At 53.8% G+C, this 22,725-nt stretch carries 22 protein-coding genes; 15 read left to right on the forward strand and 7 right to left on the reverse strand.

Annotated features, from left to right (window positions below):
- Positions 1 to 43: 43 nt before the first annotated feature.
- The 4 genes from CKQ54_RS05075 to CKQ54_RS05090 all read left to right on the forward strand — a co-directional run bounded on the left by CKQ54_RS05075 (position 44) and on the right by CKQ54_RS05090 (position 3,204).
- Positions 44 to 412 (forward strand): diacylglycerol kinase, encoded by a 369-nt coding sequence (locus tag CKQ54_RS05075; RefSeq protein ID WP_120163846.1) that lies wholly within the window; start codon positions 44 to 46, stop codon positions 410 to 412.
- Between the two features lie 119 nt (positions 413 to 531).
- Positions 532 to 1,140: a transcriptional repressor LexA gene (gene lexA, locus CKQ54_RS05080; protein WP_095924321.1), complete on the forward strand. Its 609-nt coding sequence runs from the start codon at positions 532 to 534 to the stop codon at positions 1,138 to 1,140.
- 298 nt (positions 1,141 to 1,438) lie between these two features.
- Positions 1,439 to 2,803, forward strand: coding sequence for an MATE family efflux transporter DinF (gene dinF / locus CKQ54_RS05085; protein ID WP_120163845.1), 1,365 nt, complete (start codon positions 1,439 to 1,441; stop codon positions 2,801 to 2,803).
- Between the two features lie 191 nt (positions 2,804 to 2,994).
- Entirely contained in the window at positions 2,995 to 3,204 is a 210-nt protein-coding gene (locus tag CKQ54_RS05090) for a CsbD family protein (RefSeq protein ID WP_112287077.1), read from the forward strand.
- A gap of 203 nt (positions 3,205 to 3,407) precedes the next feature.
- Here the strand turns inward: CKQ54_RS05090 and zur are convergent, their stop codons facing one another.
- A complete protein-coding gene (gene zur, locus CKQ54_RS05095) occupies positions 3,408 to 3,917 on the reverse strand; it encodes a zinc uptake transcriptional repressor Zur (protein WP_112287076.1) in 510 nt (169 codons plus the stop codon).
- Positions 3,918 to 4,184: 267 nt separating this feature from the next.
- On the opposite strand from zur, the gene dusA reads away from it, so the two are divergent.
- Positions 4,185 to 5,192: a tRNA dihydrouridine(20/20a) synthase DusA gene (gene dusA / locus CKQ54_RS05100; protein ID WP_120163844.1), complete on the forward strand. Its 1,008-nt coding sequence runs from the start codon at positions 4,185 to 4,187 to the stop codon at positions 5,190 to 5,192.
- Between the two features lie 192 nt (positions 5,193 to 5,384).
- On the forward strand, positions 5,385 to 5,621 hold the full coding sequence (gene pspG / locus CKQ54_RS05105; RefSeq protein WP_112287074.1) for an envelope stress response protein PspG: 237 nt from the start codon (positions 5,385 to 5,387) through the stop codon (positions 5,619 to 5,621).
- A gap of 395 nt (positions 5,622 to 6,016) precedes the next feature.
- Here the strand turns inward: pspG and CKQ54_RS05110 are convergent, their stop codons facing one another.
- Complete coding sequence (locus tag CKQ54_RS05110; protein WP_120163843.1) at positions 6,017 to 7,000, reverse strand: quinone oxidoreductase; 984 nt, start codon at positions 6,998 to 7,000, stop codon at positions 6,017 to 6,019.
- Between the two features lie 182 nt (positions 7,001 to 7,182).
- On the opposite strand from CKQ54_RS05110, the gene dnaB reads away from it, so the two are divergent.
- Both dnaB and alr read left to right on the forward strand, forming a co-directional pair.
- Positions 7,183 to 8,589 carry a replicative DNA helicase gene (gene dnaB / locus CKQ54_RS05115; protein WP_113876676.1) on the forward strand — a complete coding sequence of 469 codons (1,407 nt, stop codon included), beginning with the start codon at positions 7,183 to 7,185 and terminating at the stop codon, positions 8,587 to 8,589.
- Positions 8,590 to 8,697: 108 nt separating this feature from the next.
- Positions 8,698 to 9,777, forward strand: a complete 1,080-nt coding sequence (gene alr / locus CKQ54_RS05120; protein WP_120163842.1) for an alanine racemase — start codon at positions 8,698 to 8,700, stop codon at positions 9,775 to 9,777.
- A 3-nt stretch (positions 9,778 to 9,780) separates the two neighbouring features.
- On the opposite strand, the gene CKQ54_RS05125 is transcribed toward alr, so the two are convergent.
- Positions 9,781 to 10,560, reverse strand: coding sequence for a transporter substrate-binding domain-containing protein (locus tag CKQ54_RS05125; protein WP_112287070.1), 780 nt, complete (start codon positions 10,558 to 10,560; stop codon positions 9,781 to 9,783).
- Positions 10,561 to 10,708: 148 nt separating this feature from the next.
- Here CKQ54_RS05125 and CKQ54_RS05130 point away from each other — a divergent pair, with 148 nt between their 5' ends.
- Together CKQ54_RS05130 and CKQ54_RS05135 are read left to right on the forward strand one after the other, a co-directional pair.
- On the forward strand, positions 10,709 to 11,173 hold the full coding sequence (locus tag CKQ54_RS05130) for an Lrp/AsnC family transcriptional regulator (RefSeq protein WP_120163841.1): 465 nt from the start codon (positions 10,709 to 10,711) through the stop codon (positions 11,171 to 11,173).
- A gap of 245 nt (positions 11,174 to 11,418) precedes the next feature.
- Positions 11,419 to 12,051: a YitT family protein gene (locus CKQ54_RS05135; protein WP_112287068.1), complete on the forward strand. Its 633-nt coding sequence runs from the start codon at positions 11,419 to 11,421 to the stop codon at positions 12,049 to 12,051.
- Between the two features lie 54 nt (positions 12,052 to 12,105).
- On the opposite strand, the gene CKQ54_RS05140 is transcribed toward CKQ54_RS05135, so the two are convergent.
- Positions 12,106 to 12,855, reverse strand: a complete 750-nt coding sequence (locus CKQ54_RS05140) for a 3-oxoacyl-ACP reductase family protein (protein WP_120163840.1) — start codon at positions 12,853 to 12,855, stop codon at positions 12,106 to 12,108.
- Between the two features lie 224 nt (positions 12,856 to 13,079).
- Here CKQ54_RS05140 and CKQ54_RS05145 point away from each other — a divergent pair, with 224 nt between their 5' ends.
- Both CKQ54_RS05145 and CKQ54_RS05150 read left to right on the forward strand, forming a co-directional pair.
- Entirely contained in the window at positions 13,080 to 14,273 is a 1,194-nt protein-coding gene (locus CKQ54_RS05145) for an amino acid aminotransferase (RefSeq protein ID WP_120163856.1), read from the forward strand.
- A gap of 267 nt (positions 14,274 to 14,540) precedes the next feature.
- The gene (locus CKQ54_RS05150; RefSeq protein ID WP_120163839.1) at positions 14,541 to 14,894 is read left to right on the forward strand and encodes an MmcQ/YjbR family DNA-binding protein; all 354 of its coding nucleotides are present in this window, start codon (positions 14,541 to 14,543) and stop codon (positions 14,892 to 14,894) included.
- Here the strand turns inward: CKQ54_RS05150 and CKQ54_RS05155 are convergent.
- A complete protein-coding gene (locus CKQ54_RS05155; RefSeq protein ID WP_120163838.1) occupies positions 14,876 to 15,796 on the reverse strand; it encodes a pyridoxamine 5'-phosphate oxidase family protein in 921 nt (306 codons plus the stop codon). The genes CKQ54_RS05150 and CKQ54_RS05155 overlap by 19 nt on opposite strands.
- A gap of 4 nt (positions 15,797 to 15,800) precedes the next feature.
- Positions 15,801 to 16,421: a glutathione S-transferase family protein gene (locus tag CKQ54_RS05160; protein ID WP_120163837.1), complete on the reverse strand. Its 621-nt coding sequence runs from the start codon at positions 16,419 to 16,421 to the stop codon at positions 15,801 to 15,803.
- 101 nt (positions 16,422 to 16,522) lie between these two features.
- Between CKQ54_RS05160 and CKQ54_RS05165 the strand changes: the two genes are divergently transcribed.
- Positions 16,523 to 17,440: a LysR family transcriptional regulator gene (locus tag CKQ54_RS05165; RefSeq protein WP_120163836.1), complete on the forward strand. Its 918-nt coding sequence runs from the start codon at positions 16,523 to 16,525 to the stop codon at positions 17,438 to 17,440.
- Between the two features lie 114 nt (positions 17,441 to 17,554).
- On the forward strand, positions 17,555 to 18,736 hold the full coding sequence (locus tag CKQ54_RS05170) for an alpha/beta hydrolase-fold protein (RefSeq protein ID WP_120163835.1): 1,182 nt from the start codon (positions 17,555 to 17,557) through the stop codon (positions 18,734 to 18,736).
- A 176-nt stretch (positions 18,737 to 18,912) separates the two neighbouring features.
- On the opposite strand, the gene uvrA is transcribed toward CKQ54_RS05170, so the two are convergent.
- Positions 18,913 to 21,768: an excinuclease ABC subunit UvrA gene (gene uvrA, locus CKQ54_RS05175; protein WP_120162207.1), complete on the reverse strand. Its 2,856-nt coding sequence runs from the start codon at positions 21,766 to 21,768 to the stop codon at positions 18,913 to 18,915.
- Positions 21,769 to 22,094: 326 nt separating this feature from the next.
- Here uvrA and CKQ54_RS05180 point away from each other — a divergent pair, with 326 nt between their 5' ends.
- Entirely contained in the window at positions 22,095 to 22,637 is a 543-nt protein-coding gene (locus CKQ54_RS05180; RefSeq protein WP_095924349.1) for a single-stranded DNA-binding protein, read from the forward strand.
- Positions 22,638 to 22,725: the final 88 nt, after the last annotated feature.

The following is a 22,725-nucleotide window of genomic DNA, read 5'->3' on the forward strand; positions in this document are numbered from 1 at the left end:
CGGCACACTTTTAAGGACAACCCTTCAAGGATCAGTACCCGAAATGGCGAACCAAGTCACTGGATTTACCCGAATTTATAAAGCGGCCGGATATTCCTGGAAAGGATTGAAAGCCGCATGGCAGAACGAAGCGGCTTTTCGCCAGGAAGCCAGCGTGGCTATCCCGTTAATTTTGTTATCTTTCTGGCTCGATGTCAGCACGGTTGAACGCATTTTACTTGTAAGCTCCGTGATGCTGGTCTGCGTCACCGAGTTGCTCAACAGTGCGGTGGAATGCGCGATTGACCGTATCGGCTCTGAGTTTCACGTGCTCTCAGGGCGGGCAAAAGATATCGGTTCTGCTGCCGTACTTCTGACCATCATATTGGCGATTTTTGTCTGGGTCAGTATCTTTTGGCCGCGATGGTTCTGATCTGGAATCTGTATTCCAGGAATCACCGTTATGCCCTGTTTTTATTCAATCTTAGGTTTTCATTGACCGTTTAGCTGTATATACTCACAGCAAGACTGTATAAACAACCAGGGGGCGGAATGAAAGCTTTAACGACCAGACAACAAGAGGTCTACGACCTTATTCGCGATCATATCTCCACCACCGGTATGCCACCGACTCGCGCAGAGATTGCATCGCGTCTGGGTTTCCGTTCTCCCAATGCGGCGGAAGAACACCTGAAAGCGCTGGCACGTAAAGGCGTTATCGAGATTGTCTCCGGTGCATCTCGTGGTATCCGTCTGCTGATGGAAGAAGAAGAAGGTTTACCGCTGATCGGCCGCGTTGCCGCCGGTGAACCGTTGCTGGCACAGCAACATATCGAAGGGCATTATCAGGTTGATCCGGCGATGTTCAAGCCGAGCGCCGATTTCCTGCTGCGCGTCAGCGGGATGTCGATGCGTGACATTGGTATCCTCGACGGCGATTTGCTGGCCGTGCATAAAACGCAGGACGTGCGTAACGGCCAGGTTGTCGTGGCGCGTATCGACGATGAAGTCACCGTGAAACGCCTGAAAAAGCAGGGCAGCGTGGTGCAGTTATTGCCTGAGAACAGCGAATTCCAGCCGATCGTGGTGGATTTGCGCGAACAGAATTTCAGTATTGAAGGGCTAGCCGTAGGCGTCATCCGTAACGGCAACTGGATCTGACCTTCGTACTTCGAGCTGCAGACGCGTTGGCTGCGTGCGTTCACCCGAATCACTGACTCATATCAGCTCATCGGGATTCTCTTACTTGCCGCCTTCCTGTAACTCGAATTACTCGGTCAGAAATTGCTGAGTCAGCAATTGCTGTTTCAGATAGAGAAAACTAAAACTAATTGAATATGGATGGCGGCCGCCTCTGGCATCCATGTGAATTCAAAGAGAAATGCGTTTCTCTCATCATCGCCCCTTTCGGGGCGATGTCATTTTGGGCATAACCTGAACCTCCGGCATGAGATTCTCTATGCAACATCATTCCCTGCGACAATCATTTAAAAACACCTTTCTAAGCCCCGCAGATAAAGCACTCTGGACGCTGGCGTTACCGATGATTTTTTCCAATATCACGGTGCCTCTTCTTGGTCTGGTGGATACCGCAGTGATCGGTCATCTCGACAGTGCCGATTATCTCGGTGGTGTGGCGGTTGGTTCGATGGTCACGACTTTCCTCTTCATGATGCTGCTGTTTTTGCGCATGAGCACCACCGGCATGACCGCACAGGCGCTGGGCGCAAAAGACAATCAGTTGCTGGCACGTGCTTTTGTGCAGCCCTTTTTGCTGGCGGTGCTGGCCGGTGTCATCATCCTGTTATTTCGCCATCCGCTGATGGAGCTGGCGTTTCATGTCGTGGGTGGCAGTCAGTCGGTGCTGGAACAGGCGAGGCTGTTTATCGAAATCCGCTGGTACAGTGCGCCTGCTTCTCTGGCGAATCTGGTGATCCTCGGCTGGTTGCTGGGCATCCAGTATATTCGCGGGCCGGTGATTTTGCTGATCGCGGGAAATCTGCTGAATATTATTCTGGATATCTGGCTGGTAATGGGGCTGGGGCTGAACGTACGTGGTGCGGCAATGGCAACTGCCAGTGCAGAGTATTTCACGTTGTTCATCGGGCTGTATTTTGTCTGGCGTGTCATGAAACGACGCGGTATCACCGGTGCAGAAATCACCGGTGCGTGGCGCGGTAATTTGCGCCGTCTTCTCGGACTTAACCGCGACATCATGCTGCGCTCATTGCTGTTGCAGCTATGCTTTGCCTCACTGACCATACTGGGTGCGCGGCTGGGCAGCCACATTGTTGCGGTCAACGCTGTTCTGATGAACCTGCTGACCTTTACCGCATTTGCACTCGACGGCTTTGCGTATGCCATCGAAGCCCATTCCGGTGAGGCATTCGGTGCGCGCAATCGCGAAAAGCTGCTCAACGTGTGGCATGCCGCGTGCCGTCAGGCCGGACTGGTGGCGCTGGCCTTTGCGCTAATTTATGCCGTAGCCGGCGGGGCGATTATAAATGCGCTCACATCACTCCCCGAATTGCGCGAGCTGGCGGATCATTACCTCGGCTGGCAAATTGTATTGCCGCTGGTGGCGGTCTGGTGTTATCTGCTCGACGGGATGTTTATCGGTGCCACGCGCGGGCGGGATATGCGTAACAGCATGGTGGTTGCTGCGCTTGGTTACGGGCTGACGCTTATGACCTTACCGGTGCTGGGAAACCATGCGTTATGGCTGGCGCTGACCGTCTTCCTCGGCTTGCGCGGGATTTCACTGGGCTGGATATGGCGTCGTTACTGGCAGCGCGATACCTGGTTTTCTTCTCCCGGACACTGAATTGGCAGTGTTTTATCAAAGAGATAAATGTTCTTTTGCCGTTATTTCCTGCTTTGGAATAATCCTAATAATGGTTTTTATCCCTGTTCGGAGAGGATTAATCCAGATTCTCTACTAACCTTAGAAGTGTTAAGGACGGGCTGCCGGAACAAAACGCAGCTCCATAAACCCAAGGTAACAGGAGATATTTTATGAATAAGGACCAAGCCGACGGTAACTGGAAACAGTTCAAAGGGAAAGTGAAAGAAAAATGGGGCAAACTGACCGATGACGACCTGACAGTGGTTGAAGGTAAACGTGATCAGTTGGTTGGTAAGATTCAGGAGCGTTACGGCTATCAGAAAGATCAGGCCGAGAAAGAGCTCAAGGAATGGGAAACCAGCAACAAATATCACTGGTAATACGCGACTCCCCCTCGCGTGTCAGTGACGTATCCTGAGATTTAGCTGCTCCTACCCGGAACGCTTCAGGATACGGGTACACGGATGTACCCAACTTTATGTCTTCACTACTTAATGTCTTCACTTATTAGCTTTTGTACTTCACTTCTTAGCTTTTTCACATACTCAGCTTCAGTAAATCCCCGCTCAAATACCTAAATCCCTTAGCGTTTTTTCACCACAATACTGTGGTCATGATCGCAGTGCTCATGGCTGTCACAGGTTTCCACAACCTTACATTCTCCGCATAAACCGTGGGCTTCCACGACAGAATGGCGAAGCTCAAAGCCGGATTCCGTCGCCAGTTTCGCCAGACGCTCTTCAATACCGTCAGTGGTTTTTTCTGTCACCAGCCCGCATCGGTCGCAGATGAACAGCGCAGACGTGTGGCTCGGCTCTTCGAAATGGTGGCAAAGCACGTAGCTGTTAGCCGACTCAACCCGATGGATAAAGCCTTGTTCAAGCAGAAAATCCAGCGCGCGGTAAACGGTTGGCGGTTTTGCCTGTGGCTCGCTGACACGCAGCAGATCCAGCAAATCGTAGGCGCTGATGGCACCGGGTTGTTGCGCCATCAGGCGCAGTACTTCCAGCCGCTGCGGCGTAAGACGAACATTGCGCTGCTGGCAAAGTTCTTCAGCTTGCGAAAGTAATTTTTCCGGATTATTCAGGGTCATAGCAACGTTCTCTGAGCGCAGATTGGGATCGATAGGCCACATCATGCGACCATTGTTGATTTTATCATGCTTAGGCTAAAACGACGAATTATGCGCCATTCATTAAGATGTATTGCGGCGACGTTATTTCTCTGCACGATGGCGCAGGATGCCGAATCTTTGTTCTGTGGTATAATCACCGATTAACTTCTCTCTGGCGTTGCGTCAGAGAGAGCGCCACGAACCCCTTCAGCGAATGTCAGGCCGATGTCAGAAACTCAACACGCAATGCCCCAGACCACTCCGTTTTCCGCTCAGCGTTTTTCCGTTGCGCCGATGCTCGACTGGACCGATCGCCACTGTCGCCATTTTCACCGGCTGATGACCGGCCAGACGTTGCTGTACACCGAAATGGTGACTACCGGTGCCATTATTCATGGCAAAGGGGATTATCTCGGGTTTGGCGACGCTGAACATCCGGTGTCATTGCAGCTTGGCGGCAGCAATCCTGCCGATCTGGCACATTGCGCTAAACTGGCAGAAGAACGCGGTTATGACGAAATTAACCTCAACGTCGGTTGCCCGTCGGATCGCGTGCAGAACGGCATGTTTGGTGCCTGTCTGATGGGGCAGGCGTCGCTGGTAGCGGACTGCATCAAAGCCATGCGCGATGTGGTTTCAATTCCGGTGACGGTCAAAACCCGTATCGGTATTGACGATCAGGACAGCTACGAATTCCTGTGTGATTTCATCCGTCAGGTGTCTGAAAACGGCGGCTGCGATACCTTTATTATCCATGCGCGCAAAGCCTGGCTTTCCGGTCTCAGCCCGAAAGAAAACCGTGAAATCCCGCCGCTCGATTACCCGCGTGTGTATCAGCTTAAGCGTGATTTCCCGCAGCTGACGATGGCGATTAACGGCGGCATTAAAACGCTCGAAGAAGCCAAAACGCATCTGCAATTTATGGATGGCGTGATGGTCGGTCGCGAGGCTTACCAGAATCCGGGCATGTTGCTGAACGTCGATCGCGAGCTGTTTGGCTCCGACGTGCCGCTGAAAACCGGGCCGGATATTATCCGCGCGCTGTATCCGTATATCGAAGCGGAACTGAGTAAAGGCACCTATCTGGGCCACATTACCCGCCATATTCTTGGTCTGTTCCAGGGCGTGCCGGGCGCACGTCAGTTCCGTCGTCACCTGAGTGAGAACGCTCATAAAGCCGGCGCGGGCATTGATGTGGTTGAACAGGCATTGCAGATGGTCGCTCAGCAACAGGAAATGGCGGCACAGGCCTGAAAATCAGGTGAGTAAAATCACTATCTGTTAGTCAAATTTACTATCTTTTCGCAGGCCATTCGTGCCTGCGAAATATTTTCTTCTTGTAATTCAATCCATTATTTATCCCGTCACACTGGCACGTTTCTTGTAATAGCTAACGTGTGTTCTGACATCACGTCTTATTGCACATGGCTTATTAAGGAGCACCCGATGCTGGAAATTCTCTTCGTGCTTGGTTTTTTCTTTATGCTGATGCTGACCGGCATTTCGCTGCTGGGCATGATCGCTGCGCTGATCGTCGCATTCGCAGTAATGATGTTGGGTGGCTTTCTGGCGATTGTTATAAAAATGTTGCCTTGGCTGATTTTGGCCGTGGTTGCCGTGTGGATTTACCGGGCATTTATCAAACCGGATCAGCCAAAATATCGCCGCCGCCGTTTACCGTAATTTCTACTGTCGATAAGTAGTTTCTGTAACTGCATGAAATACTGGTGATTAGCGGGGGTATTTTGAGCACAAAAAAATGTAACCGTTGCAGCGATAACTTTTGCTTATGTGCTAGCGATCACAAGCTGGGTCAGAATGTGCGGTCGAAATGCATAAATCATATTTTTTAACATGGGTGACTGTTAGGATGGAATTCATTGGCAGCCGTCAGGCTGTAAACCGAATTCATCAAGTCCGCTGAGGCATACAATAGTCGCTTAAGTGACATCGCCCTGCGGATTTACCCGGCAGTACCCTACAGCAGTACCCGTCTGAAATCAGAGGTCGTCTGAGTCAGACAGTAAGAAAGGCTTTCACATCTGTGAAAGCCTTTTTTGCATTGGCTTAGGGAACTGTTATGGGATCAGTAAACTTGAGCCTTGTGTCACGCGGCTTTCCAGCGTTTCGTGCGCGCGTCTGGCTTCGGAGAGCGGGAATTTCTGCGCATCGCTGACGTCCACTTTTATCGCGCCGCTGGCAATCAGTGAAAACAGCTCGCTGCTCGCCTGTGCCAGTTCTTCGCGGTTGGTCACGTAGCCATTCAGGGAAGGGCGCGTCACGAACAGCGAACCTTTCTGATTGAGGATCGCCAGATCCACGCCTTTCACCGGGCCGGAAGCATTGCCGAAACTGACCAGCAAACCGCGACGTTTCAGGCTGTTCAGCGATTTCTCAAAGGTGTCTTTACCGACGGAATCGTACACCACACCGACTTTTTCGCCGCCGGTCAGCTCCGCCACGCGGGTCGCGATATCTTCTTTCTGATAATTAATCGTCGCCCAGGCACCGGCCTGTTTCGCGCGTTCGGCTTTTTCGTCCGAACCCACAGTTCCGATCAGTTTAACGCCCAGCGCTTTCGCCCACTGGCAGGCAATCAGACCGACGCCACCGGCCGCAGCATGGAAAAGAATGGTTTCGCCGGCCTGCACTTCGTGGGTCTGGCGCAGTAAATAGTAAACCGTCAGTCCTTTGAGGAAGGACGCCGCCGCCTGTTCAAAACTGATGGCATCCGGCAGCAGGGCGATTTTTTCCTGCGGCACGTTATGGAATTCACTGTAAGCACCGAGCGCCGATTGCGCGTAGACCACGCGGTCGCCCGGCTTAATACCGGTCACGTCGCTGCCGACTTTACTGACAATCCCTGCCGCTTCAGTCCCTAAACCGGCCGGAAAACTGGCGGGCGCATAAAGACCGCTGCGCACGTAAGTGTCGATATAGTTGATACCGATGGCCTTATTCTCAACCTGAACTTCGCCAGCCTGCGGATCTTGTGGCTGATAATCAACGTATTGCAGAACGTCTGGAGTGCCTGTTTCAGAAAACTGGATGCGCTTTGCCATGTTTTTCCCTCGTGATGGAGTCTGATTTCAACCCTAGGCTAAATGTCCGGGACAATCCAGATTTTCGGCACTAAGGGTTAATACCCTTTTGAAATGGTTTATACTGTCGCGCGAGTCTGGCTCTGATTTTTAGAAACCGGACGCTCATAAAACAGGCGCTTAGAGCAGGAACTACTCCACAGATGGCAGCAAAAAAACCGACCAATCAACAGAACGAAAACCGCGATCGCCAGATGGAAGGATTGAAACTTCCGCCGCATTCGCTGGAAGCTGAACAATCCGTTCTGGGCGGGCTGATGCTGGATAACGAACGCTGGGATAACGTCGCCGAGCGTGTGGTCAGCAATGACTTCTTCAGCCGCCCGCATCGCCTGATTTTCACCGAAATGCAGCGTTTGCTGGAGATGAGCAAACCGATCGACCTGATTACGCTTTCTGAATCCCTGGAACAGAAAGGTGAACTGGATTCCGTCGGCGGTTTCGCCTATCTGGCAGAACTCTCGAAAAACACCCCAAGTGCAGCGAACATCGGCGCTTATGCCGACATCGTGCGTGAACGCGCAGTCGTTCGCGAAATGATTTCCGTCGCCAATGAAATTGCCGATGCGGGTTATGATCCGCAGGGGCGCAGCAGCGAAGACCTGCTGGACTTAGCCGAATCCCGCGTATTCCAGATTGCCGAATCCCGCGCCAGTAAAGACGAAGGCCCTAAAAGCATCGACCGTATTCTGGAAAGCACCGTTTCGCGTATCGAAGAATTGTTCCAGCGCCCGCACGACGGCGTAACCGGTGTGTCCACCGGCTATGCGGATCTCGATAAGAAAACCGCCGGTTTGCAAAAATCGGATCTGATCATCGTGGCGGCACGTCCGTCGATGGGTAAAACCACGTTTGCGATGAACCTCGCCGAAAATGCGGCGATGATGCAGGATAAACCGGTCTTAATCTTCAGTCTTGAGATGCCCGGCGACCAGATCATGATGCGTATGCTGGCGTCGCTTTCCCGCGTTGACCAGACCAAAATCCGTACCGGTCAGCTTGATGACGAAGACTGGGCGCGAATTTCCAGCACCATGGGGATTCTGCTCGAAAAACGTAACATGTATATCGATGACTCGTCCGGCCTGACGCCGACGGAAGTCCGTTCGCGCGCGCGCCGTATCTTCCGTGAACACGGCGGTCTGAGCCTGATCATGATCGACTATCTCCAGCTGATGCGCGTTCCGTCGCTGTCCGATAACCGTACGCTGGAAATCGCCGAAATCTCCCGCTCGCTTAAAGCGCTGGCGAAAGAATTGCAGGTGCCGGTGGTGGCGCTGTCGCAGCTGAACCGAAGCCTGGAGCAACGTGCCGATAAACGCCCGGTCAACTCCGACTTACGTGAATCCGGCTCAATCGAGCAGGACGCCGACTTAATCATGTTCATCTATCGTGACGAGGTTTATCACGATAACAGTGAAGAAAAAGGCATCGCGCAAATCATCCTCGGTAAACAACGTAACGGCCCGATCGGTACCGTTCGCCTGACCTTTAACGGTCAGTGGTCACGATTTGATAATTACGGCGGCCCGCAATACGACGAAGATTAACTTCCCGGGTTTTGAATTTATCCCTCCCCTTTCACAAGGGGAGGTTAGGTGGGGTTTGGTTCTCAGCCCTGCTATCAGAAACTCTCAATTTCATGCAAAGGACTTAAAATGAAAGCGGCTACGGCTGTCATTGATCGCCGCGCTCTGCGACACAATCTGCAACGGGTGCGTCATCTGGCGCCACAAAGTCGTCTGGTTGCGGTAGTGAAAGCAAACGCTTATGGGCACGGTCTGTTAGAGACGGTGCATAGCTTGCAGGATGCCGATTATTACGGCGTTTCCCGTCTCAGCGAAGCACTGATGCTGCGCAAGGCCGATGTCGTTAAACCTGTTCTTCTCCTCGAAGGTTTTTTCTCCGCCAGTGAATTACCGTTGCTGACTGAACATCAGCTGGATACCGCCGTTCACAGCATCGAGCAGCTCGACGCGCTGGAAAGCGCTGACCTCGCGCGTCCGCTGAATGTCTGGCTGAAAATCGATACGGGTATGCACCGTTTGGGCGTTCATCCTGCACAGGCCGACGCGTTTTATCAGCGCCTGAGTGCCTGCAAAAATGTCGTTCAGCCGGTCAATATCATGAGTCATTTCTGCCGTGCCGATGAACCGGAAAGCGATGCCACAACGAATCAACTGAACAGCTTTAACGCGTTTGCTGAAGGCAAGCCGGGGCAGAAATCGATCGCGGCTTCCGGCGGGATTTTGCTGTGGCCGGAATCGCATATGAATCTGGTTCGTCCCGGCATTATTTTGTACGGCGTCTCGCCGATGGAAACCGGAACGGCCAGCGATTTCGGGCTGAAACCGGTCATGACGCTGACGTCCAGTCTGATCGCCGTGCGTGAGCATGCTGCCGGTGAACCGGTCGGTTATGGCAGTACGTGGGTCAGCGATCGCGACACTCGTCTGGGCGTCGTGGCGATGGGCTATGGCGACGGGTATCCGCGCAGTGCGCCGAACGGTACGCCGGTGCTGGTCAATGGCCGGGAAGTGCCGGTTGCCGGGCGCGTGTCGATGGACATGATCACCGTGGATTTAGGGCCGGAATCGACAGATAGCGTTGGCGATGAAGTGATTTTCTGGGGCGAAAAATTACCGGTTGAGCGCATTGCGCAGGCAACCGGTATCAGTGCTTATGAGCTGATTACCCAGCTCAGCGAGCGCGTTGCCCGCATTTATACTGGCGACTAAACCTTACTTCTTCACGCCCAGCCACTGGCTGACAATCTTCTGATAGTCGCCGGTGGCTTTACTCAGGTGCAGCCACTGGTCGACATACATCTTCCAGCTCACGTCATCACGCGGCAACATGTAGGCTTTCTCGCCATATTGCAGCGGCTTTTTCGGATTCACCGCACACAGTTTCGGATAGTGTTTCTGCTGAAATAGCGCTTCCGACGCATCCGTAATCATCACATCGGCTTTCTTATCCATCAGCTTCTGGAAGATGGTGACGTTATCGCTCAGCGTCAGCGTGGCTTTTGGCAGGTGGCTGTGGACAAAGGCTTCGTTGGTGCCGCCCTCCGGTTCAATCAGGCGCACAGATGGCCGGTTCAGCTGTTCAACCGTCTGGTACTGACGCACATTCTCGCAGCGCACCAGCGGGATTTTCCCGTCCTGATCCAACATGTTAGCGAACCAGGCTTTCTGCTGGCGTTTCAGCGTGACGGAAATTCCGCCCATGGCGATGTCACAATGACCGGCACTCATTTCGTCCGGTAATGATTTCCAGGTGACCGGCACCCAGTTCACTTTAACGTCCAGACTCGCCGCCAGCGATTGCGCCATGGCGATATCAATGCCTTCATATTCCCCGTTTTCTTTCAAAAACGTATACGGCTTATAGTCGCCAGTGGTGCAGACATTCAGCGAACCTTTCTGTAATACCCGCTCAAGATGGGAAGACGTGGTATCCGCCTGTGCAAAAACGGGTAAAGCAGACAGTAAGGCGAGAGAAAAGAGTACTTTTTTCATTATTTTTTCCTTGCGGTATCAATGTGCGCAAGTATAAGAAAAAACAGCCGATAAGTATTTATAACTCGTTATAGTGGGAATGCTTTTTGCAATAAGATTGCAACAGGAATGCGACATATAAAAAAATTAAAACGACAGGAAAGGTGCCATGTACAGCGTTGATGATTATGACCTGAAAATTCTGACCCTATTACAAGCTAACGGAAGACTGACCAACCAGGAATTAAGCGAACTGGTCGGGCTGTCAGCTTCACAATGTTCACGCCGCCGGATTGGTCTGGAACAGGCTCAGTTAATCCTCGGTTATCACGCGCGTCTGGCACCGGAGGCACTCGGCTTAGGCATGATTGGTCTGATTGAGGTCAGACTTATCAACCATTTGCCCGCACAGGTCGATGCTTTCCACAGCATGCTGGGAGAAGTGGCTGCGATTATTGATGCCTATAAAACGACCGGGGATGCGGATTATTTGCTCAAGGTCGCGGTGAAAGATTTAGCCGGTTTAAGCACGTTGATCAGCCAAATCCTGTCAGTACATAAAAGTGTGGCGCATGTAAAAACATCGGTAGTCCTTAACCGGTTAAAAGAAAACGGCTTATTAACGCTGGGATAAGATTATTAACCCTGTATTTTGTGCGCACTGTTATGGTGATTTATTTTGGTGCAATCTCACTTTAATGGTGCATTATTTTGAATTGTTATGCGCGTTCTGTGCATGTAAAGAATAATTAACGCGTCATAAAATCTTATTTTCGATTTTTAATGCAAATTCCGTGAGTGAATATTGCCTTAATTCCTCATCTCATTAATTATCTCAAAATCAGTCTTTAGTCTTAATATTTTGGGGTACAGGGAATTATGGCAAGTGTTGACGACATCAAACAGCCGGTTGAGCAGCCGCGCATCGGGCATACGCTGGTGGAAGATGCGCTGGCGATCATTATCGGTACGCTGATGGTTTCTTTTGGCGTGGTGATGTTACGTCAGGTTGGCGCACTGACCGGTGGCACGGCGGGAATGGCATTTCTGGCGCATTACGTGACACAAATTTCGTTCGGCACCGCATTCTTTATCATCAACTTACCTTTCTATTACCTGTCTTTCCGCCGCATGGGCTTGCAGTTCACGCTGAAAACCTTTGCTGCCGTTGCGCTGGTTTCCGTCTTCTCGGACCTTCATCCGCTGTTTGTGCATTTCGATCATCTTCAGCCGTTCTACGCCACGTTATTTGCCAATGTAATCATGGGTATCGGCTTCATTGTGCTGTTTCGCCATAAAGCCAGCCTCGGCGGCGTGAACATTCTGGCGCTGTTTCTGCAGGACAAATACGGGATCCGCGCCGGTAAATTGCAAATGGGCGTGGACTGCTGCATCGTGCTGGCGTCGCTGTTTGTCGTCAGTTACGAAATGCTGATTGCCTCGGTGCTGGGCGCAGTGATCGTGAATCTGATTATCGCGATGAATCATCGTCCGGGGCGTTACAGCGTCTGAAGATAAGAAATAATGGCGCACACGTGCGCCATTATTTTAGTGAACTCTGGCCAGTTAAGCGCCGAAACCTCCGTCAATGGTCAGGTTCGCGCCGGTGATGTAACCCGCTTCCGGACCGGAGAGATAGGCGACAAAGCTGGCAATTTCGCTGTCTTTACCGTAGCGGTTGAGCGCCATGTAGGAACGCATGCCCTCAGCCATTTCGCCGTCAGCCGGGTTCATATCGGTATCAACCGGACCGGGTTGCACGTTATTCACGGTAATACCGCGCGGACCTAAATCGCGTGCCAGACCTTTGGTCAGACCGACGATCGCGGATTTACTCATGGCGTACACCGCACCGCCCTGGAATGGCATTCGGTCGGCGTTGACGCTGCCAATGGTAATGATGCGACCGCCGTCAGGCATATGGCGCGCAGCCTGCTGGCTGGCGACAAACACGCTGCGGACGTTGATGGCAATGGATCGGTCGAAATCATCGATTGTCAGCGCATCGATTTCGCCGAAGGCCAGCACTCCGGCGTTATTCACCAGAATATCGATTTTACCGAACGCCTTTGCCGCGTTGTCGATAGCGGTGCGAACGCTGCTTTCATCGGCGCTGTCGGCTTTAATCGCCAGCGCTTTGCCGCCACCGGCTTCAATACTTTTTACCAGTGCCTGCGCTTTGTCATCAGAAGAGACGTAGGTGAATGCCACGCTGGCGCCTTCGCGGGCCAGACGCTGAACGATAGCGGCACCGATGCCGCGTGAACCGCCCTGAACAAAAGCGGCTTTACCCTGCAGTGAATGTTGCGTCGTCATTGGTTTGCTCCGGAAAGAATGAGAGGTCCATTTGATCGTAGTCCATGCGCGCAGATCAGCATCTCAGACGAACGGGCGGTTTGATACGCACGGTGTGCTCGCTAAATGACAACATAGTTGTCATCTTTTTTAACGAACTTTGATAGTCTGTGAAACAGTCGTGATCCACCCGAAAACCGGGACGGATCGCCGCGCCACTCAACCAAACCAAGGAGATGTATACCGTGTTCCAACATGTCGATGCCTATGCCGGTGACCCGATTTTGTCGCTGATGGAAAGTTTCAAGACCGATCCGAGACAAGATAAGGTAAACCTGAGCATCGGTCTTTATTACGACGAGCAGGGTATTATTCCGCAACTGGCTGCGGTGGAAAATGCAGAGAACCAGCTGAACGCGGGGCCACAGGCTGCGTCAGTGTATCTGCCGATGGAAGGTCTGCCGACATACCGCGCAGGCATTCAGGAACTGCTGTTTGGTGCCGATCATCCGGCGCTGAAACAACAGCGTATCGCAACCATTCAGACCGTCGGCGGTTCCGGCGCGCTGAAAGTGGGTGCGGATTTCCTCAAGTTTTATTTCCCGAATTCAGACGTTTACGTCAGTGATCCGACCTGGGAAAACCACGTGGCTATCTTTGGCGGCGCAGGCTTCAAAGTGCATACTTATCCGTACTTTGATGCAGAAACGCTGGGTGTGAATTTCACCGCGATGATCGAACGCCTGAAAACCTTACCGGCGCAAAGCATTGTATTACTGCACCCTTGCTGTCATAACCCGACGGGTTCTGACCTGACGCCAGCGCAGTGGGATCAGGTGATTGAAGTCACCAAACAGCGCGAGCTAATCCCGTTCCTCGATATCGCTTATCAGGGCTTTGGCGCAGGCATTGATGACGACGCTTACGCCATCCGCGCGATGGCGGCGGCAGGCGTGAACTGCTTCGTCAGCAACTCCTTCTCGAAAATTTTCTCCCTGTACGGCGAACGTGTCGGCGGATTGTCCGTGGTCTGTGAAGACAGCGAAGCCGCAGGCCGCGTACTGGGTCAGCTGAAAGCGACCGTGCGTCGTAACTACTCCAGCCCGCCGAATTTCGGTGCGAAAGTGGTGGCGAAAGTCCTGAGTGACAGCGCCCTGAACGCGCAATGGAAAGCCGAAGTCGAGAAAATGCGTACCCGTATTCTCGAAATGCGCCACACGCTGGTCGACAGCCTGAAAACCGCATTGCCGGGTCGTAATTTTGACTACCTGCTGCAACAGCGCGGGATGTTCAGCTACACCGGATTTAGCGAAGCGCAAGTCGTGCGTCTGCGTGAAGAGTTCGGCGTGTACCTGATCCTCAGCGGTCGCGTGTGCATGGCGGGTCTGAATCACCACAATGTGAAGCAGGTGGCTGAAGCTTTCGCCGCCGTCCAGTAAATCCCCGTCATACTTCGGGCTACGGATGCGTTGGTTGCGTACACTCACCCCGGTCACAGGGTACGTCCCTGCTCCCGGGCTTCCTGAACTTACCGCCTTCCCGTAACCCAAATTATTTAGGGGATTGGATGTGTATAAGGCCGACAGAAATGTCGGCCTTTTTCGTATTTGCGATCTGCTACCTTTCTTTTTTGCGAAGTTTCTGCACACTAAATAGACGATTCCGGTTCGCGGGGTCGTCAACATCAGACAAGGAGAAAGGCCAAAATGACCAGTGCGGAATTGCTCGACTATTGCATGGGGAAACCCGGAGCAGAACAAAGTACCCAAAATCAGCACGGCGCGAATCAGATAAAAGTGGGCGGCGTGATGTTCGCCATGTTCTGCGATTGTCAGGGACATGAAGCGGTTTCGCTGAAAACCAGCACCGGCATGGCCGGCAAGTTACGCGCCGAACATACCTGTATTCTTCCGGGTAAGAATCTCAACAAAGCGCACTGGAATACCGTGGTTCTTGATGGCACTTTGCCGGATTCTCAATTTTATTCCCTGATCGACAGTTCTTACCAGACGGTCATCTCCGGTTTAGAAGAGCATCTGCGTCAGGAAATAGGCAACTGACCGCCCGACCAGTGGCCGGTTTTCAGGGCCGCGGGGGAGAAATCGGCTGATGCTGCACGCCACGGTAACGCGGCACGAAAGCGCCACACGCGGGTGATGTCCAGACTCCAGTAGCGTTCCGCGCCTTCCGGGCCGGGAAATACCTCCGGCTGCCAGTGGATCTGCGTATGTCCCTGCAGATGCAAAATATCGCCGTTATCGAAATCCATAAACAGCAACGCTGCACGCGGCTCTGCCAGTAAATTTCCCAGCGTATTCATAAAGCGGTTGCCGCGATAATCCGGCACCCACAAACGGTTTCCCACCAGATGTGCGAATCCCGGCTGACCACCGCGATGTGACACATCCGCGCCGCCGTGCGCGTGACTGGCGATGAAAAAAGTGTCCGAACGCGCAATCAGCGCACGCGCATCCGCATCCGGCTCCGTCATGTCCTCTCTTGCGGGCAAGGGTAAACTGACCGGTACATCCGTCAGTTTGCGGATCTGGATATACTGCGGACAATTACCAAAACTTTGATCGACCACGATCTCGATCCGATTTTTATCGATGCGCCCGATCCTGCCATTCACGCGATTACGCCGCCGGTTGGAAAAATCGATCCCCAGTCCACCGATCTGTTTTCCGGGCTGTAAGGCCACCAGCGCCGGATCGTCAGTCCGTCTTGGCGCGTTAATCCGTAAATGCGTGTCATCCGGTGTGCGGATAAAACCGGCTGGTCCGGTCAGCAATGTCGCCACCGGCCAGCCGTTTTCATCCAGCGTTGAGATAAACAAATAGGGCAGTGCGGTGAAAAACAGCCGGTGCTGTTCCGGCATCGCTTCACGGATGCCGTGTGCTTCGACGTCAAACCCTGCCATGTCCTGAGCCAGGATTTCGTCTGCATGGAAAGGGTTATTCATCGTTTTACCCCGCAATTTCTGGTAAAGGTAACGCCGGAAGCGGCGTAAAGCCGGGCAGACTTTCAATCCGTGCAAGCCAGCGCTGAATGGCCGGATAACCCGTCAGTGAAACGCCGCCTTCCGGGGCAGTCGCCACATAGCTGTAACAGGCCAGATCGGCAATGGTGGCGCGCCCCGTCGCCAGAAACTCATGGCTTTCCAGATGTTGTTCCAGCTGCGGCAGGAATTTCGCCGAAATCTGCAGTGCGCTTTCGTACGCTTCCGGCGCCGAGAATTGTTTGACCATACGCGCAGAGGCCGGACCGAAACGCACTTCACCGGCGGCGCGGGATAACCATTTCTGCACCTCAGCGGCCTTCAGCGGATCTTCCGGCAACCAGTGGCTGTCCGGCGCGTAGCGTTTGACCAGATACACCAGGATCGCATTGCTGTCGGTGAGCACGTGCCCGCCGTCGATCAGAACGGGGATCTGACGCAGCGGATTCAGCCGCGCAAAATCCTCCGTCTGGCGCACGCCGGCACCGGCTTCCGTGGCCTCGAAAGGCAGACTGAGCATGTTCAGCAGCAGGGTCACGCGGTGGCAGTGGCCGGAAAGCGGCGTGCTGTAAAGTTTGATGTCGGGCATGGGCTGTCTCCTTAAAGTGTCTGAACACAACATTACTCTTGCGCTAAACGATTGGGATCCACGAAGATTGAAATTGAGTGTTTCACTTTGTGGAAGAATCTATGGATCGATTGGATGAAATGGCGATTTTTGTCGCCGTACTTCAGTATGGCAGCCTGGCGGAAGCCGCCCGTAAACTTCACCGGTCGCCACCCGCGATCACCCGCGCCATTGCCTCACTGGAGCACCGTTTCGGCGCAAGGCTGGTCGAGCGCACCACGCGCAGTCTGGCACCGACAGAAGCGGGCGCACGGCTGGCGGAAAAGGCCCGCCTGCTGCTCAGCCAGTATCAGGACGCAGTGGAAGACACCGCAGAAACTCAGCTCAGCGGCCTGTTGCGTATCACCGCGCCGGTGCAGTTCGGACGTAAACATGTCGCGCCGCTGGTAATGGAATTTCTGGCGCAACATCCTGATATGCAGATCGAAATGCTGCTTAACGACCGCAATCTGGATCTGATCGATGAAGGATTGGATCTGGCGGTGCGTATCGGGCACCAGGAAGATTCAGGCAAAGTGGCGCGTAAGGTCTCGGAAGTGACCCGCGTACTGGTCGCCAGCCCGGCGTATCTGGCGCGGCATGGCGAACCGCAACATCCTTCGGAACTGGCCGCGCACCAGACGGTGATGGGCACGCTGCGTACGCAAATCCGCGAATGGCGTTTCGGACCGCATGAGGATGATTTGCGCGTCCGGTTGTCACCGCGTCTGCTCTCCAACGACGTGGAATCTCAGCTGCTGGCGGTGCGCAGCGGGCAGGGGATTGCACGCTTGCTGTCCTATCAGGTGAGCGACGATTTGCAGGCTGGCAGCATGGTGCGGCTTCTGGCGGAATTCGAACCACTGCCGTTGCCGGTACAACTGGTGGCGCAACAGGTGCAGCAGATGCCGCGCAAGGTCCGTACATTCTGGGATTTCGCCTGTCAGCGGCTGAGCGAACTTCCGCAACTTCATGCGCTGGACGCATCTTCTGAACAGTGACGCCGATCACGCTTGTATGCGGTAAAAATAACCTACTCTGAGAGTTGTGCAAAAACAGTGAGTTACTTCAGGACAGGTTGTCCGTTGCTCACGCCAACCCAGAAGGAAAGGATGATGACCCGTAACCGGCTGAATCTTGCCACGCTTTTGATACTGGCGCTCAGCGCGCCGATCTCCCTGACTGTCTCCGCGCAAAGTTTGCCACAGGATCCTGATGCTTCGGTGCCTGCGAAAAATTACATCACGGCAGTAAATCCTGATTTAACCATCACTTACCGCCTGTATGCACCGGCTGCTGAACACGTTGACGTGGTAACCGGCGCGACGCCGGTGACGTACATTCCGCATCAGATGACCAAGGACGATAAAGGCGTCTGGAGCTGGACGTCCGCAGCGCAAAAACCTGATCTGTATGAATATTTCTTCAATGTTGATGGCCTCCGGATTGCCGATCCGGGCAGTGCGATGCCTAAGCCGCAGCGTCAGGTGAATACCAGCCTGATCCTGGTGCCGGGCAGTATTCTGGATGTGAAAAGCGTTCCGCACGGTGAAGTCCGCACGCTGACCTATCATTCCGCTGCGCTGAATTCTGAGCGTCAGGTTGCGGTATGGACGCCGCCGGGTTACAGCGATGCGTCACAGCCGTTGCCGGTGCTGTATTTCTACCACGGCTTTGGTGACACCGGCCGCTCGGCGCTGGACCAGGGACGCATTCCACAAATCATGGATAACCTGCTGGCGGAGAAGAAAATCGCGCCGATGCTGGTGGTCATTCCTGATACCGAGACCGATGCCAAAGGTGTGGTGCCGGAAGATTACGTCACCAAAGATCGCCGTAAGGAATTCTATCCCCGAAATGCGGCGGCGGCCGATAAAGAACTGACCGGCGACATTATCCCGCTGATTTCCAAAACCTTCCGCGTACGCGATGACGCAGCCGGACGCGCACTCGCCGGGCTTTCGCAAGGCGGTTATCAGACGCTGGTCAGCGGCATGACCCATCTCGACCAGTTCGGCTGGCTGGCGACCTTTAGCGGCGTCAGCACCACGACAGTCCCGAATGCTGACGTCGCGAAGCGCTTCGCCGAACCGGAAAAAATCAACGCACAGCTGAAAAACTTCACGTTAGTGGTGGGGGAAAAGGATGTGGTAACGGGCAAGGACATCGCCGGACTGAAGTCTGAACTGGAAGAGAAAAAGATTAAGTTCGATTACCGCGAATACCCGAATCTGGGCCATGAAATGGATGTCTGGCGTCCGGCCTACGCGGAGTTTGTGCAGAAGATATTTAAGTGATCTACGCGCCTCCCTCTGCGAAGGGGGAGGATGGGAGGGGGTTCTAAAGGCATAACCAACGTTAAAGCCTAATTCAACTTATTGATTTTCAATTAATACCCCACCCCAACCCTCCCCTTCGCAGGGGAGGGCGCTGATCGGCACTATCACCTCTGGGCAGGAGAGGAGCTAAATCATTAAGCGCTTTTCTTCGCCTGCTGGCTGTGGCGTTCCAGCAACGGTTTCAGGAAGCGCGCGGTATGCGATTCTTTGCATTCCGCGACGGTTTCCGGCGTACCGGCGACCAGAATCTGTCCGCCGCCCGCACCGCCTTCCGGCCCGAGATCGACAATCCAGTCCGCCGTTTTAATCACGTCCAGATTGTGTTCAATCACCACGATGGTGTTGCCCTGATCGCGCAGCTGATGCAGTACTTCCAGCAGTTGCTGAATGTCGGCAAAGTGCAGGCCCGTGGTCGGTTCGTCGAGAATATACAACGTCTGACCGGTGCCGCGTTTGGACAGCTCACGCGCCAGTTTCACGCGCTGCGCTTCACCGCCGGACAGCGTGGTTGCTGACTGGCCGAGGCTGATGTAGGTCAGACCGACGTCGATCAGCGTCTGCAATTTACGCGCAAGAGCAGGGACGGCATCGAAGAAATCACGCGCTTCTTCAATGGTCATCTCCAGCACTTCGTGGATGCTCTTGCCTTTGTATTTAATTTCCAGCGTTTCGCGGTTATAGCGTTTGCCTTTGCACTGATCGCACGGCACATAAATATCCGGCAGGAAGTGCATTTCGACTTTGATCACGCCGTCGCCCTGACAGGCTTCGCAGCGTCCACCTTTGACGTTGAAACTGAAACGTCCCGGCGTATAACCGCGTGAACGTGATTCCGGTACACCGGCAAACAGTTCGCGAACCGGCGTGAAAATGCCGGTGTAGGTTGCCGGGTTAGAACGCGGCGTACGACCAATTGGGCTCTGATCGATGTCGATGACTTTATCGAAATGCCCCAGACCTTCGATTTCGCGATAAGGTGCGGCTTCGGCAATTGTCGCGCCATTCAGTTCGCGCTGTGCCAGCGGGAACAGCGTGTCGTTAATCAGCGTCGATTTACCCGAACCGGACACGCCGGTGATGCAGGTAAACAGGCCTACCGGCAGCGTCAGCGTGACGTCTTTCAGGTTGTTGCCTTTGGCGCCGGAAAGTTTCAGCACTTTGGTGGCATCCGCCGGAACGCGCTGCGCCGGTACAGAGATTTCACGTTTGCCGCTCAGGAACTGGCCGGTCAGTGAATTCTCGGTCGCCATAATGTCTTCAGCGGTGCCTTCTGCCACCACTTCGCCGCCATGCACGCCAGCACCCGGACCGATATCAATAATATGGTCAGCGGCGCGGATCGCGTCTTCGTCGTGCTCGACCACAATGACGGTATTACCCAGGTCGCGAAGGTGGATCAGGGTTTCCAGCAGACGCTCGTTATCGCGCTGATGCAGGCCGATAGAGGGCTCATCCAGCACGTACATGACGCCCACCAGACCGGCACCAATCTGGCTCGCCAGACGGATACGCTGGGCTTCGCCGCCGGACAGCGTTTCCGCAGAACGGGACAGCGAGAGATAGTTCAGACCAACGTTCACCAGGAATTTCAGGCGATCGCCAATCTCTTTCAGCACTTTCTCAGCAATCTTGGCGCGCTGACCGCTGAGTTTCATATTACGGAAGAAATCCATCGCATGACCGATGCTGAAATCAGAGATTTCCGGCAACGTCGTTTCTTCCACGAACACGTTACGTGCTTCTTCACGCAGGCGTGTGCCACGGCAGGACGTACACGGGCGGTTGCTGATGTATTTCGACAGTTCTTCACGTACCGCGCTGGATTCCGTTTCTTTATAACGGCGTTCCATATTGTGCAGCACACCTTCAAACGGATGGCGGCGGATAGAGGTATCACCGCGATCGTTGATGTATTTGAATTCAATCGTAGTTTTGCCGGAACCGTGCAGGATGGCGTGTTTTACGTCGCTGCTCAGTTCGTTAAACGGCGCTTCCACGTCGAAATCATAATGCTCGCCAAGAGAGCGCAGCATCTGGAAGTAATAGAAGTTACGGCGATCCCAGCCACGAATTGCGCCACCTGCCAGTGAAAGCTCAGGGTTTTGCACCACGCGTTCCGGGTCGAAGAATTGCTGCACGCCCAGCCCGTCACAGGTCGGACAGGCACCGGCCGGGTTATTGAACGAGAACATACGCGGTTCCAGTTCGCGCATACTGTAGCCGCACACCGGACAGGCGAAGTTGGCAGAGAACAGCATCTCATCGGCTTTCGGGTCATCCATATCGGCGACCACGGCGGTACCGCCGGAAAGCTCGAGCGCAGTTTCAAACGATTCCGCCAGACGCTGTGCCAGATCCTCGCGCACTTTAAAGCGGTCAACGACCACTTCAATGGTGTGCTTTTTCTGCAATTCTAATTTCGGCGGATCGGAAAGATCACACACTTCGCCGTCGATACGTGCACGGATATAGCCCTGCGACGCCAGGTTTTCCAGCGTCTTGGTGTGCTCGCCTTTGCGGTCTTTAACAATGGTCGCCAGCAGCATCAGGCGCTGGCCTTCCGGCTGCGCGAGGACGTTATCCACCATCTGACTGACGGTCTGGGCTGACAGCGGAATATTATGATCCGGGCAGCGCGGCTCGCCCACGCGGGCAAACAGCAGACGCAGGTAGTCGTGGATTTCGGTGATCGTCCCGACGGTTGAACGCGGGTTGTGTGACGTTGATTTTTGCTCAATCGAAATCGCCGGAGACAGACCTTCAATATGGTCGACGTCCGGTTTTTCCATTAAGGATAAAAATTGGCGTGCATAGGCAGACAGCGACTCGACGTAGCGGCGCTGGCCTTCGGCGTACAGCGTATCGAACGCCAGAGAGGACTTGCCTGAACCGGATAAGCCGGTGACAACAATCAGTTTGTCGCGCGGAATAATCAGGTTGATATTCTTGAGATTATGGGTGCGTGCGCCCCGAACTTCGATCTTATCCATTCATCATTCCCGGATTAACTTGATAGCTCACCGTGCCGGTAACCGCCGTGAAAACCTGTTTCGCGCCAGCCATCGAATCGGGCACAGAGAAGAACGTAACGCGCAATTATGACACAAATCACAATCTGTGCCACCCCAAAACCTGAATGTATATCCAGTACTCGATGTAACGATGGAATGTTTGCTGAACAATCTGGAAAGAATGCCGCATCCTCAGACATCCATGGTACGAAGGTATCGTTTTATGGTTATAATGCTGCAAAGTGTGACCTTCCACACCTCGGATTGTGGTTTCAACCACGACATACATCATCAGGAGAATCCACATGGCCAGCAGAGGCGTAAACAAAGTTATTCTCGTCGGTAATCTGGGACAAGACCCGGAAGTCCGCTACATGCCTAACGGCGGCGCGGTTGCCAACATCACTCTGGCAACGTCTGAAAGCTGGCGTGACAAAGCCACCGGCGAGCAGAAAGAAAAAACGGAATGGCACCGTGTGGTGTTGTTCGGCAAATTAGCGGAAGTCGCAGGCGAATACCTGAAGAAAGGTTCTCAGGTCTACATCGAAGGCGCACTGCAAACCCGTAAATGGACCGATCAGGCTGGCGTTGAAAAATACACCACCGAAGTCGTCGTTAACGTGGGCGGCACCATGCAGATGCTCGGCGGCCGTGCCGGCGGCGGCGCACCAGCAGGTGGCGGTCAGCCATCCGCAGGCGGCCAGCAAGGCGGTTGGGGTCAGCCTCAGCAGCCACAAGGCGGCAACCAGTTCAGCGGCGGCCAGCAGGCTCGTCCGGCTGCGCAAAACAACGCGCCAGCACAGAACAACGAACCACCAATGGATTTCGACGACGATATCCCGTTCTGATTGTTTGCCTTCGGGCATCAACGTTCAGAACAACAAAAAGCCCCGAAAGGGGCTTTTTGCTATCCGGTATTCAGGGATCTCTGATACC

Origin of the sequence: Rahnella variigena (assembly GCF_003610915.1) — a bacterium.
GTDB classification, from domain to species: Bacteria; Pseudomonadota; Gammaproteobacteria; order Enterobacterales; family Enterobacteriaceae; genus Rahnella; species Rahnella variigena.

What these genes read in the sequence shown, in the direction of transcription:
- CKQ54_RS05075 (WP_120163846.1), top strand. Translation starts at nt 44, where the DNA reads ATGGCGAACCAAGTCACTGGATTTACCCGAATTTATAAAGCGGCCGGA.
- lexA (WP_095924321.1), top strand. Translation starts at nt 532, where the DNA reads ATGAAAGCTTTAACGACCAGACAACAAGAGGTCTACGACCTTATTCGC.
- dinF (WP_120163845.1), top strand. Translation starts at nt 1,439, where the DNA reads ATGCAACATCATTCCCTGCGACAATCATTTAAAAACACCTTTCTAAGC.
- CKQ54_RS05090 (WP_112287077.1), top strand. Translation starts at nt 2,995, where the DNA reads ATGAATAAGGACCAAGCCGACGGTAACTGGAAACAGTTCAAAGGGAAA.
- zur (WP_112287076.1), bottom strand. Translation starts at nt 3,917, where the DNA reads ATGACCCTGAATAATCCGGAAAAATTACTTTCGCAAGCTGAAGAACTT.
- dusA (WP_120163844.1), top strand. Translation starts at nt 4,185, where the DNA reads ATGCCCCAGACCACTCCGTTTTCCGCTCAGCGTTTTTCCGTTGCGCCG.
- pspG (WP_112287074.1), top strand. Translation starts at nt 5,385, where the DNA reads ATGCTGGAAATTCTCTTCGTGCTTGGTTTTTTCTTTATGCTGATGCTG.
- CKQ54_RS05110 (WP_120163843.1), bottom strand. Translation starts at nt 7,000, where the DNA reads ATGGCAAAGCGCATCCAGTTTTCTGAAACAGGCACTCCAGACGTTCTG.
- dnaB (WP_113876676.1), top strand. Translation starts at nt 7,183, where the DNA reads ATGGCAGCAAAAAAACCGACCAATCAACAGAACGAAAACCGCGATCGC.
- alr (WP_120163842.1), top strand. Translation starts at nt 8,698, where the DNA reads ATGAAAGCGGCTACGGCTGTCATTGATCGCCGCGCTCTGCGACACAAT.
- CKQ54_RS05125 (WP_112287070.1), bottom strand. Translation starts at nt 10,560, where the DNA reads ATGAAAAAAGTACTCTTTTCTCTCGCCTTACTGTCTGCTTTACCCGTT.
- CKQ54_RS05130 (WP_120163841.1), top strand. Translation starts at nt 10,709, where the DNA reads ATGTACAGCGTTGATGATTATGACCTGAAAATTCTGACCCTATTACAA.
- CKQ54_RS05135 (WP_112287068.1), top strand. Translation starts at nt 11,419, where the DNA reads ATGGCAAGTGTTGACGACATCAAACAGCCGGTTGAGCAGCCGCGCATC.
- CKQ54_RS05140 (WP_120163840.1), bottom strand. Translation starts at nt 12,855, where the DNA reads ATGACGACGCAACATTCACTGCAGGGTAAAGCCGCTTTTGTTCAGGGC.
- CKQ54_RS05150 (WP_120163839.1), top strand. Translation starts at nt 14,541, where the DNA reads ATGACCAGTGCGGAATTGCTCGACTATTGCATGGGGAAACCCGGAGCA.
- CKQ54_RS05155 (WP_120163838.1), bottom strand. Translation starts at nt 15,796, where the DNA reads ATGAATAACCCTTTCCATGCAGACGAAATCCTGGCTCAGGACATGGCA.
- CKQ54_RS05160 (WP_120163837.1), bottom strand. Translation starts at nt 16,421, where the DNA reads ATGCCCGACATCAAACTTTACAGCACGCCGCTTTCCGGCCACTGCCAC.
- CKQ54_RS05165 (WP_120163836.1), top strand. Translation starts at nt 16,523, where the DNA reads ATGGATCGATTGGATGAAATGGCGATTTTTGTCGCCGTACTTCAGTAT.
- CKQ54_RS05170 (WP_120163835.1), top strand. Translation starts at nt 17,555, where the DNA reads ATGACCCGTAACCGGCTGAATCTTGCCACGCTTTTGATACTGGCGCTC.
- uvrA (WP_120162207.1), bottom strand. Translation starts at nt 21,768, where the DNA reads ATGGATAAGATCGAAGTTCGGGGCGCACGCACCCATAATCTCAAGAAT.
- CKQ54_RS05180 (WP_095924349.1), top strand. Translation starts at nt 22,095, where the DNA reads ATGGCCAGCAGAGGCGTAAACAAAGTTATTCTCGTCGGTAATCTGGGA.